This is a genomic window from Ornithinibacillus jepli (assembly GCF_047228935.1).
In the GTDB taxonomy this organism is placed as follows: domain Bacteria; phylum Bacillota; class Bacilli; order Bacillales; family Amphibacillaceae; genus Ornithinibacillus.
Genome location: NZ_JBFEGG010000010.1, coordinates 37,993 through 49,013 on the forward strand (window position 1 = coordinate 37,993; position 11,021 = coordinate 49,013).

At 36.1% G+C, this 11,021-nt stretch carries 12 protein-coding genes and 1 riboswitch; of the genes, 11 read left to right on the forward strand and 1 reads right to left on the reverse strand.

All coding sequences use genetic code 11. The features are described 5' to 3' along the window. The first annotated feature begins 223 nt into the window (after nt 1-223). Nucleotides 224-311: riboswitch (cyclic di-GMP riboswitch) on the forward strand. A gap of 86 nt (nt 312-397) precedes the next feature. The 6 genes from AB1K81_RS18445 (at nt 398) to AB1K81_RS18470 (ending at nt 5,870) form a co-directional block, all read left to right on the forward strand. Next, nucleotides 398-859, forward strand: a complete 462-nt coding sequence (locus AB1K81_RS18445) for a chemotaxis protein CheX (protein WP_412978127.1) — start codon at nt 398-400, stop codon at nt 857-859. Between the two features lie 28 nt (nt 860-887). Further along, on the forward strand, nt 888-2,861 hold the full coding sequence (locus AB1K81_RS18450; protein WP_412978128.1) for a chemotaxis protein CheW: 1,974 nt from the start codon (nt 888-890) through the stop codon (nt 2,859-2,861). Nucleotides 2,862-2,876: 15 nt separating this feature from the next. Further along, nucleotides 2,877-3,338 (forward strand): chemotaxis protein CheW, encoded by a 462-nt coding sequence (locus tag AB1K81_RS18455; protein ID WP_412978129.1) that lies wholly within the window; start codon nt 2,877-2,879, stop codon nt 3,336-3,338. A gap of 15 nt (nt 3,339-3,353) precedes the next feature. Further along, nucleotides 3,354-3,713, forward strand: a complete 360-nt coding sequence (locus AB1K81_RS18460) for a response regulator (protein ID WP_412978130.1) — start codon at nt 3,354-3,356, stop codon at nt 3,711-3,713. A gap of 368 nt (nt 3,714-4,081) precedes the next feature. Then, entirely contained in the window at nt 4,082-4,615 is a 534-nt protein-coding gene (locus tag AB1K81_RS18465; protein ID WP_412978131.1) for a sigma-70 family RNA polymerase sigma factor, read from the forward strand. Then, a complete protein-coding gene (locus tag AB1K81_RS18470) occupies nt 4,608-5,870 on the forward strand; it encodes a DUF4179 domain-containing protein (RefSeq protein ID WP_412978132.1) in 1,263 nt (420 codons plus the stop codon). Before AB1K81_RS18465 ends, AB1K81_RS18470 begins: the two co-directional genes overlap by 8 nt. Nucleotides 5,871-5,907: 37 nt before the next feature. Here the strand turns inward: AB1K81_RS18470 and speD are convergent, their stop codons facing one another. After that, a complete protein-coding gene (speD, locus tag AB1K81_RS18475) occupies nt 5,908-6,303 on the reverse strand; it encodes an adenosylmethionine decarboxylase (RefSeq protein WP_412978133.1) in 396 nt (131 codons plus the stop codon). Nucleotides 6,304-6,526: 223 nt separating this feature from the next. Between speD and AB1K81_RS18480 the strand changes: the two genes are divergently transcribed. The 5 genes from AB1K81_RS18480 (at nt 6,527) to AB1K81_RS18500 (ending at nt 10,474) form a co-directional block, all read left to right on the forward strand. After that, a complete protein-coding gene (locus AB1K81_RS18480; RefSeq protein ID WP_412978134.1) occupies nt 6,527-7,039 on the forward strand; it encodes a DUF4178 domain-containing protein in 513 nt (170 codons plus the stop codon). A gap of 23 nt (nt 7,040-7,062) precedes the next feature. After that, nucleotides 7,063-7,731, forward strand: coding sequence for a PspA/IM30 family protein (locus AB1K81_RS18485; RefSeq protein WP_412978135.1), 669 nt, complete (start codon nt 7,063-7,065; stop codon nt 7,729-7,731). A 63-nt stretch (nt 7,732-7,794) separates the two neighbouring features. Next, nucleotides 7,795-8,406, forward strand: coding sequence for a DUF4247 domain-containing protein (locus AB1K81_RS18490; protein WP_412978136.1), 612 nt, complete (start codon nt 7,795-7,797; stop codon nt 8,404-8,406). A 28-nt stretch (nt 8,407-8,434) separates the two neighbouring features. Then, a complete protein-coding gene (locus tag AB1K81_RS18495) occupies nt 8,435-8,833 on the forward strand; it encodes a DUF350 domain-containing protein (RefSeq protein ID WP_412978139.1) in 399 nt (132 codons plus the stop codon). A gap of 90 nt (nt 8,834-8,923) precedes the next feature. Next, nucleotides 8,924-10,474: a polyamine aminopropyltransferase gene (locus AB1K81_RS18500; RefSeq protein ID WP_412978137.1), complete on the forward strand. Its 1,551-nt coding sequence runs from the start codon at nt 8,924-8,926 to the stop codon at nt 10,472-10,474. The last annotated feature ends 547 nt before the right edge of the window (nt 10,475-11,021 follow it).

Here is an 11,021-nt window from a genome sequence, read left to right on the forward strand (position 1 = left end):
GTAATATCCCTCTTTTTTATGTGGAATTTTTTGGGTAGTTCTTTTGTTAGGGTAGCAGATAGGGAGTAGACTGTTCAAGTGGATTGGTTGTTAGGGAACAATTTCCCATTACTTTCCTTGAATAAAAGATGTAATTTTTCCCCTAAATTGTTTTCCTATTGATTTTTATGAATTTTTATACTACGATTTAATAGTTCATATTTACTATAATGAGTATAAAGAACTATGATAAAGGCAAACCATTTGAAAAGATGGGACGCAAAGCTCTAGGGTCTAACGTCTACAAAGACTATGATCGCCTGGCTACCAAGTTTATACATATTCCTTGGCTATTCCTATATTGGGGTAGTCTTTTTATTTTTTATAGTGGAAATCATAAATACAGGAGGTCAACATATTGCTTACAGCAACAAACGTGAAAAGTGAGTTTGTTACGATTTTGTTAAACGGAACAATCGATTCATTGAAAAAGATCATCCCTATTGATCATACTATCGATAAACCGAAACTATCCAACGATTCATTAAAGCTAGAATTTGGAGTGCTTATCGGGATTACTGGGGATGTAAAGGGAAAATTAGTATTGTCAGGTGCCCCATCCATATTTGGTTCAATCGGTGAAGCAATGTTTGGAATGCCATTACAAGACGAAATGTTAGTATCGTTCAGCGGGGAACTTGGAAATATGCTAGCAGGAGCCCTTTCTACAAGTATAGTGGAAAAAGGGGTTACAACAGATATTACAGCACCTACCATTATGAACGGAAGTACGACACTTTCAGGGTATGAGAGGTCATTAGTCATTCCAGTAAAGTTTGGTTCACTAGGAGATTTAAACCTTTATTTATTACTAGATTAATTAAAGCCAGAAGGGAAGTGGAGTAGACATGGATACAGATCAATACATAGAAGTATTCCTGGATGAAAGTCGTGAACATTTGCAGGCAATTAATGATCATCTTCTTAGACTAGAAAAGCTACCGACGGAGATAGATATTGTACAGGAAATTTTCCGTTCCGCGCACACATTAAAGGGAATGTCCGCAACAATGGGCTTTGAAGATATTGCTTCATTAACCCACCAAATGGAAAATGTACTAGATAAAATTCGTCACCATGAATTAACAGTCACTACAGAAGTTATTGATATTTCTTTTTTAGCTACTGAAGCTCTAGAGGAAATGGTTCAATCGATAAGTGAAGGAAATGATGGAAAGAAGGATGTATCAGAGCTTGTTATGCGTTTAAAGCAAGTGGAGAGTGGTACTTCCTCCCAGGAACAAGTCCAAAGCAATGCATCTGATCCCAAAGCTTTTCAAACATTAGAGTTAGACGAGTACCAGTCTACTGTTATGTCACAAGCTAAGGAAAATGGCCATCAAGCCTTCCAAATAACTGTACAATTAAATTCAGACTGCATATTAAAGGGTCCAAGAGCTTACATGGTTTTTGATCAATTGGAAGATCTAGGGGAAGTAATTAAAACGGTACCTGAGGTTGATGTGATTGAAGAAGGAAATTTCGAACAGGCGTTTACTATTCTTTATATCACGACAAAATCAAGTAATTCTATAAAAGATGCGATTGAAAGAGTTTCAGAGATTCATAAGGTGGATATTCATGATTTTTCGCTTGAGAAGAGAGAAGTTGAGAAATCAGTAGAAAAGGTGCAACCATCTAATAATGAAAAACAAACTGAATCAGAAAAACCGAAGCTATCGAAAACTATTCGAGTAAATATAGAACGTATAGATAACTTAATGAATCTATTTGAAGAAGTCATCATTGATCGTAGTAGATTAGAAGATTTGAGTAAGAAATATAAAGACCAAGAGTTTATCGAGACAGTTGAAAATTTGACCCGTGTTACAGAAGATATGCAAGGCTTGATGTTAGCCATGAGAATGGTGCCGATTGAACAAGTATTTAATCGATTCCCACGTATGGTGAGAGACTTATCAAAGGATTTACATAAAAACATTGCATTAGAAATTTATGGAAGTGATACAGAACTAGACCGCACTGTTATTGATGAAATCGGTGATCCGCTCGTACACCTAATTCGAAATTCCCTTGATCATGGAATAGAGTCTCCAGAAAAAAGGTTACAGGCAGGGAAACCGGAAGAGGGCAGAATTACTCTAAAGGCATATCATAGTGGAAATCATGTTTTCATTGATATTGAAGATGATGGTGCTGGTATCAATCGTGAAAAGGTTGAACAGAAAGCAATTGAAAATGGATTAATTAGTTCTGAACAGGCAAGGAATTTAACTGACGAGGAAGTTTACCACATGATTTTTGCCTCAGGGTTCAGTACTGCAGATCAAATATCCGATATTTCAGGTCGTGGAGTAGGATTAGATGTAGTAAAAAATAAGATTGAGTCACTAGGCGGTTCTATTGTAGTCCAATCGGAACCAGGAAAAGGTAGTAAATTTTCGATACAACTACCTTTAACACTTTCCATATTATCAACTCTATTAGTGAAAGTACAAAGTGAAACGTATGCTATTCCGCTTTCATCTATAATTGAGACCGTTACGTTAGAATATAAAGATATTAACTATGTCCATGGGCAGAAGGTGATGGATTTTAGAGGGCATATTGTACCTTTAGTTTCATTAAGTAACGTTTATGGAATTTCTGATGAGGACGAATCGAGTAACTCTGCAGTAATCATTCAAACAGGGGATAAACGTACAGGGTTATTAGTAGATTCCTTTATCGGTCAACGGGAAGTCGTACTGAAATCACTAGGTAATTATTTGAAAAATGTGTTTGCTATTTCAGGTGCTACGATTTTAGGTGATGGTGAGGTATGTTTAATTATCGATCCGAATGCATTAGTGAAGAAATAGACAGGAGGCGATTTGATGGAGGAATCAATCAAAGTAATTGTGTTTATGTTAAATAATCAACGATATGGTGTAGACGTTCAACAGGTGATGTCAATTGAAAAAATGAAAGAAATCACGCATGTACCGGGAACTTCGGAATTTATAAAAGGAATTATCAATATCCATGGTGAAACTATCCCGGTTATAGATTTGAAGGATAGATTGCAAATGGCACATACTGAAGAAACAGAATTAAATAGGATTATCGTTGCTCGTGTAGAAGATATCCTAGTTGGAGTTATAGTTGATGCGGCAACAGATGTGATGGATATTGAGTTAAATGTTATTGAACCCGCTAAGGAAATGCGGGGTATGGTTCATAAGGAATACGTAAAAGGTGTTGCAAAGCTAGAAAATGAGCTCTTGATTTTATTGGACTTTGGACAAGTTTTAGAGGTGACGGAAAAGGAAGAATTAAAGGAAGTAATTGTACATTAATTGGAGGATTTCAAAATGGCAAGAGTATTAATTACAGATGATGCAGCATTTATGAGAATGCAATTAAAGGATATTATTTCGAAATTAGGACATGAAGTAATTGGAGAAGCAGAGAATGGTTTAATTGCCATTGAGCAGGCTAAAGAGTTGACCCCAGACCTAATTACGATGGATATTACAATGCCAGAGATGAATGGTGTAGATGCAACTAAAGAAATCAAGAAGATACTACCAGGAACAAAAATCATTATGTGCTCCGCGATGGGGCAACAAAGTATGGTTGTGGATGCGATTCAAGCTGGTGCAAATGATTTCGTAGTGAAACCATTTAATATGGATCGAATAAAGGAATCGCTTGGAAAGGTGTTATCATAAATGAGAGAAAAAAACCCCCACTTCCACTGAGCAAACAAGCAGCATTATGGAAGAGGTTGCAGGAAGTTCTGAACAATTAGCTAAAATAGCAGAAGAGCTAACTACCCTAGTCCGCCAATTCAAACTATAGTGGGTCAGGAGCCCTTGTCACAATGAGATATTTAATGGACATGACTAGGTTGTTTTCATTCTGCTTAGATATTAATATGTAGAAGGTAGGCATTAATCAATATTTATTGGTTAATGCTTTTTTGTTTTATTGGGCCAGTAAATTCGTGGGACAAGGAACCTGTCCCCCCTGTCCCCAAAAATAAAATGAACTTTTTGATGTTTTCGGTGCTCATATAGATAAGAGAGGTGATAACTGGATGACAAGGCAGCTAGTTAGAAAAGCAAAAAAAGGAGACAAAGCGTCATTATTAAAATTAATTATGGATCAGAAAGATGATTATTATAAAATTGCCTTTTCATATATGGGAAATAAACATGATGCATTGGATGCAATGGAAGACATGATTGTTAAGCTTTATGAAAATATCGGTCAATTAAAGAATAACGACGCTTTTTATAGTTGGAGTAAGAAAATTTTAGTTAATTGCTGTTATTCCATATATAGAAAAAGAACTAAAGTGGTTTTAGTTGATGAATGGCAAGAGAATCTGGTAAACACTTCGGATTCGAATCAGGAACATGACCAAGTGGAGCATCAAATGGAGATCCAAGATTTATTAACCATGATTAATCCAAGGCAAGCTGAGGCTATTAAGCTTCGTTACTTGAATGACTTGGAATATCAATCAATTGCAGATTTGACCAATACATCAATTGGTACTGTTAAGTCCCGCATATTTAATGGTTTGAAAAAACTAAATAAAATCGTTGGAGGTGCAAGGCATGAGTGATAATATCGAAAAAAGGTTAAAAGAAGAAAAACAAAAAATAGACGAACAAATTGCTCCACCGGAATTAGAGGGTCGTTTGAGAACAGCTTTATTTAGTCAGAAAAAACAAAGGAGATTGAGGTCCCCCTTTATATGGAAGACCATTGCTGCCATTTTGGTTATAACCATGTTGACTAGTTATCATTATCAGGCATTTGCGTATTATGGAAAAAAGATTTTGGGATTTGATGGAATCGTTTCGGATACCTTACAAGACTTAAATGAAGCGGGCTTAGGTCAAATTATAGATCAAAGTTTCCAACTTAAAGAGGGTATAACGATGAAATTAAACGGGTTAATTACAGATGAAAATAGAATGATTCTTTATTACACCATTTCATCTGCTAACGGAAATTTAGATGAGCCAGAATTAGACTATACTCCATCTAAAATTACTGGATTATTTACGAATTCAATGTTCGAAAGTGGTAGCGGAAAAATAAACAAGGCGAATACGGAAATTAAAGGGACCTTTAGCTTCGAGCCCCCGAGTCCATTTGCTAAAAAATTGACCTTACATTTTCATAGCATAAACAAACAAATTACATTTGATTATGATCCATCAAAAGCTATGGAAGCGACTATCAATCAAAAAGTGAACCAAGCTGTAGCAATAGACGGTGGAGAAATCCAATTCCAAACGATTACAGCATCGCCAACTTTAACAACCATAAAAGGGTCTACGGATGTGAAAGAAATAACTCAAGTAACGCAACCATTTGAACAAATAAGCTTAATAGCAAACGGTGAATTAGTGGAACCAAAAGGAAATGAATATAGTTCTTCCTTCAATAAGACGAATTTTGAATTAGATTTTGATGCGCTACCAAAGGATTTGCAAAGTTTACAAATCAAGGTAGATCAGTATTTAGGATACGAAGAAGTCAAGGAAAAGATTCAGTTGAACAAAGGAGAAACGGTTGAAATTGCAGGTCATGAACTAACTATCCATGATATAAACGTTTCGAACGGGCAAACAAAAGTGGTAATAGCTACAGACGAATCAGTCACGCTCGACGAAGTTTCCATTGGCGATGAATCACAGAAATCCCCATTAGAAAAAGTAGAGGATCAAAAACTTACAAAGCAACAAGATCAGATAATAGAAGAACGTACTCTTATTTTTGAATCAACAAGTCTACCAAAATACCTATATATAGAAGGAGTACACTTCATGAAGCCATATAATGAAATAATTAATATCCGACTTAATTAAGTGGAACAGAGGGACAGGTCAAACTGTCCCTCTGTTCCTAACTTGACGGGTGAAATTTTCTCTCGTTATCTAGTATAGGTTGAACCGGTCCGATTCCCCTTGGAATCTCTAGGGTCTCGCTAGTTTTTGCTTCTAATGCTTGAATAATATATCGGACGGCAATCCAAGGGTCTACTTTCTTTCCACATGTATACACATCGATACTGGCATAACTCTTTTCAGGAAAACTATGAATCGTTAGATGAGATTCTGAGATGACAACTACTCCACTTATTCCATATGGTGAGAATTGATGAAAGACGACCTCACGAACTTCTGCTCCAGCTCTAAGTGCTGCATCGACGAAGATTTGTTTGAGTATTTCTATATTATTTAATGTATCTATATTACAATCCCACAGCTCTGCGATAACTTGTCTCCCCATTACTTCCATAACGATAACCCCTTAAAAAGTATAATGATAGTTATATCTAGCATAACATATAATGATGTACGAAAATGCTCAATTTTGTTGGTAAAAAAGTGGGTAGAAATTTATTTAAATATGAAACCTATTATCTTGGTTACTCGTATGAGTAATTAGATTGTAAATCTAAAAGGGCTTATTATACCATTATAATTAGAGTAAGATAGGAATAAAGATGTGAGGTGATTTGATGGGGCTGTTTTCAAAACTATTCTCAAAAAATAAAAGTAACAGTGAAGTACCAAAAGAAAGAACTGCATTGAACATAAAAGTAGGAGACATTATCAACTATAATCTAGTTGACTATGAAGTAGTAGGGAAAATCACCTATCGAGATGGAAATTATACTTGGTATGCATATCAACTACTGGAAGGGTATGATACAATTTGGTTAGCGGCAGAAATGGATGATGAGCTGGAGTTAGGGATTTATAAAAAAGTCCAATTACCAGTATCCAAACCATTTCCGAAGCAGCTTACCTTTGAGGAGAAAACCTATTATCTGGAAGAGTCAGGTATCGCAAAGGTTATTGGGGAAGGTAGGAGCCAAAATATCCATGATTCGAACGTACATTACGCCGACTATTCTGATGAGGATGAAGTAAGTTTCTTAAGTATAGAAGGTTGGGGAACGGAATTTGAAGTCAGTGTAGGATACCCAATTGAAAGTTATGAAATAAAAATAACGGCTGGATCCATATAAAACTATAGAAGGAGTTTTTCAATATGTTTAATTTTTTTAAACGAGTAAAAACAGTAGTAAGTTCAGAGTTAAATGCCATGTTAGATAAAGCTGAAGATCCGGTAAAAATGCTAGATCAATTCATGCGTGATATGGCAGAAGATATTCGTGAGGTTGAATCAGCAGTTGCCAAACAAATTGCCAATGAAAAAATGCTGAAGCGTAAAATGGATGATGCGAAAGCGTTGGTCGAAAAAAGACAGAGTCAAGCTGAACAAGCGATTCTAGCAGGAAATGACGATTTAGCTCGTCGTGCATTAGAGGACAAAAAACAACACGAGTCTACTGCTACAACATTAACAGAGTCTTGGGAGAGAGCAAAGCAAGATTCAGATGTATTAAAGTCTAAGCTAGATGAAATGAAAAAAGAATACCAAGAAATGAGCTTGAAAAAAGACGCATTAAAAGCTCGTGCAGAATCTGCTAAGACCCGTACGAAAATCAATCGGGCGATGTCTAATATTGGTAACGATCAATCAAGCCAAGGGTTTTCTCGTATGGAAGAAAAGGTATTGCGATACGAGGCAGAAGCTGATACTAGTGAGGAATTGTCCTTTGGAAGTCGTAGTCTTGATGATGAGTTTAAAGAGCTAAATAAAAACAGTGAAGTTGATGATGAATTAGCTAAACTGAAAGAAAAAATGGGTAAGTAGAAAACTAAACTAAAGTGGAGCAGCTTACTTTTGACTGCTCCTTCTTATGAGAGGGGGATTGGTTTGTGTAAGAAAAAGCTATATTATATAGGGTTCTTGTTTCTAGTTATGTTATTATCCGCATGTTCTTCTAGAGGAATGGATGGGGGAGCAATTACGGCTCAGGATTTACCAAGTGAGCCGCCGAAAGCAGACATAACCGCAACGATTCAGAATTCCTCCAATTATGAAATGGATGATATTATTGAAGCTAATTTTCCTAAGGTTACAACAGTCGAGGGAGACGGTAGTAATGCGGAGGTTTATGCAACAACCCGTTTCAATCTGTCAGAGCTTAGTACACTCCTGACTGATACGATTAAACCGGATGAAATCAGTGATGTAAAGAATGATCAGCAAATTTTAATCTATCCGAATGAATTTATTACATTGCGTGAAAGTGAAGCGGATAATAGTGTGCTATTGATTGAAGTTGCCAGTGACGAATTTGTAAGACGTAATTATTCCCCTAATTTTCTAAGTACATATTTTGCGCTTCGATTGTTAGATGATGTGTTAGATGTGGATGATTGGGGAAAACGTTATAAAGGTACATACTCTGGAATGGGTGGGCTAGGTACACCAAGTCGTGGGAATACCACATTCCGAGGTGGCGGACCTGGTACAGGTAAATAAAAAATAAAGGGAGGCGAAAAATTTGGAAATTTTAGAACCATTTATCTCAACGTTAATTTATTTTGTTATTTCGATTGTTATTGTATTAATTGGTTTATTCATTTTTGAAAATTTAACACGTAGCTATAAGGATTTAGAAGAAATTAAGAATGGAAATGTAGCTGTTTCCTTATCAGTTATCGGAAAGGTGATCGGTATCTGTATTATACTAGCCTTTGCGATTTATAGTAGTAATGTGATTTGGGAAACGATTATCTGGGGAGCATTTGGTGTGATCTTACAAATGATCGCTTATGTTCTATATGACTTGTTTACTCGAAACTTTTCTGTTCAAGAGCAATTATCCAAAAATAATATAGCAGTTGGACTGATGTCCATGGGTGTTTCGATTGGATTGGCATTAGTCATCGGCGCATCTATTACATAATATCATCCCATTACGGCCGAGCTTTTTGCTTGGTCGTTCCTTTTTTGTTTATGAAATAGTAGAATGTGGCATAGTTGGAGGGCATGAGGTTTGAATGATGGAGCAGTGAGACAAAGTAAAATAATTTATTGGTCTTCAGGGATTGTTTCCATTTGTGGGATTGTCTTTGAAGTATTATTTGGGGCATTAGGATCGTACATATTAGGGGATGGTGTGAAGCAGTATACGTTAACGATTTCTCTATTCCTAACTGGGATGGGAATCGGGGCAAGTTTAAGTGAGAAATTCATGAAAAACCTCATTATAACTTTTGTGTGGATTGAATTTGGGGTTGCCATTATTGGGGGATTTTCTAGCTTTACCATGTTTGGGATTACGGCTTTTGCCCCTGGGGGAACCGATGCCCTGTTTTTATATACCATTACGTTAATAGTGGGTGCTCTTACTGGGGTGGAATTACCCATTTTGATACGAAAGGCGAATGAAATCGGTGTTACGTTAAATAAAAGTACGGCACGGGTATTGTTTTCGGACTACGCAGGCGGATTAATTGGTGGCTTGCTTTTTGTGTTTCTATTTCGTCCATATTTTGGAATGGTAAAAACAGCATTTTTAGTCGGTTGTATTAATTTACTTGTTGCTTTAATCGTACTGTATTTATTTCGAAAAGAAATACGACATTTTCTAGTACACGCGATAATTGGTGTCGGGATTGGAATGGTACTGATTTTGGGCTTGGTTTTTGGGGAAGAGTTGGCATTTCACTTTGAACAAAAGCTTTATAAAGACCCGATTATTCATATGGAAGAGTCAAGCTATCAAAAGATTACCCTTACAAAGGATAATGACGATGTGCGGTTATATTTAGATGGGCAATTACAGTTTAGTACGATTGACGAACACCGATATCATGAAGTGCTAGTTCATCCACCAATGGCATATACAAAGCATCCACGTAATATATTGGTTCTTGGTGGTGGAGATGGGATTGCGGCAAAGGAAATCTTGAAGTATCAAGAAGTAGAATCGATTAAATTAGTAGACTTAGACCCAGCGGTAATTGAACTGGCAAATACAGACAAGCTACTATTAGAAGTGAATGAAGGATCTTTAATGGATGAAAAAGTCCAAGTCAAAAATATGGATGCCTTTAAGTTTTTGGAGGAAACGGACGAATGGTTCGATGTTATTATCGTCGACTTACCTGATCCGAATAATGAAAGCTTAAATAAGCTCTATACCCGAGAATTCTATTCCTTAGTTCGCAATCATTTACGACCAGGTGGTGCTGTAATGATTCAAGCAACAAGTCCTGTCTTTGCGACGGAAGTGTATTGGACAATTTCAGAGACTGTAAAATCAACCGGGTTACATGTAGAGAACCTGCATGTTGACGTACCAAGCTTCGGAAATTGGGGTTTTGTCATGGCTAGTCGTGATGAGATAAATTTGTCAGAAATAGAGATATCTGCTGAAACAGAATTCCTTTCCACTGATATGTTATCTGCATTAAGCGTATTTGGAAAAGATGAAGATAGAGAGATTCAAGATAAGAATGGCAAACTAGCAGAATTAAAACCAAACACACTAATCAATCCCCACCTCATCGAAATCTACGAAAAATCCTGGCAAAATTACTAGATGGGACAGAGGCCTATGAAATGTACGGACCTCTTTACACACTATTGATGGAATGATAATGATTATATAAATGAGATTTGATTCTTAAAGAGGATAGTATTGTTGCTATCCTTTTTAACTTAACAATGAGTGAAGTAAATTTTCTTGTATTTCGCTAGAGTTGGACATAAAAAACTTTACTTCTTTGGTTCTAAAAAAGAATATATGGTTACTAATGGTAGATCTATTGATTAAGACGGGGGAGGAGTAAAGAAGAGTCACATAAATTGCAGGTGAGAATTTATTTTCTAGAAATTAGTAATTAATTTTAAAAAAATGATTGACTCACAGTTTAATAGTGTGATATATTATCTCTTGTCGCTTTTAAAGTAATGCGATAGCGATTATAAAAAAAGATTTAAAAACTTGTTGACATAATCTAGTCAGCGTGATATGATATAAAAGTTGTCGCTAATAAACGGCAACAAAGATTTGCTCCTTGAAAACTGAACAAAACAACCAGTATGTCAAGAAGAAACATACCCTGTTTTTTCTTAAATTTAAAGAA

Coding starts and splice junctions, on each gene's coding strand:
- AB1K81_RS18450 (WP_412978128.1), top strand. CDS start 888: ATGGATACAGATCAATACATAGAAGTATTCCTGGATGAAAGTCGTGAA.
- AB1K81_RS18455 (WP_412978129.1), top strand. CDS start 2,877: ATGGAGGAATCAATCAAAGTAATTGTGTTTATGTTAAATAATCAACGA.
- AB1K81_RS18460 (WP_412978130.1), top strand. CDS start 3,354: ATGGCAAGAGTATTAATTACAGATGATGCAGCATTTATGAGAATGCAA.
- AB1K81_RS18465 (WP_412978131.1), top strand. CDS start 4,082: ATGACAAGGCAGCTAGTTAGAAAAGCAAAAAAAGGAGACAAAGCGTCA.
- AB1K81_RS18470 (WP_412978132.1), top strand. CDS start 4,608: ATGAGTGATAATATCGAAAAAAGGTTAAAAGAAGAAAAACAAAAAATA.
- speD (WP_412978133.1), bottom strand. CDS start 6,303: ATGGAAGTAATGGGGAGACAAGTTATCGCAGAGCTGTGGGATTGTAAT.
- AB1K81_RS18480 (WP_412978134.1), top strand. CDS start 6,527: ATGGGGCTGTTTTCAAAACTATTCTCAAAAAATAAAAGTAACAGTGAA.
- AB1K81_RS18485 (WP_412978135.1), top strand. CDS start 7,063: ATGTTTAATTTTTTTAAACGAGTAAAAACAGTAGTAAGTTCAGAGTTA.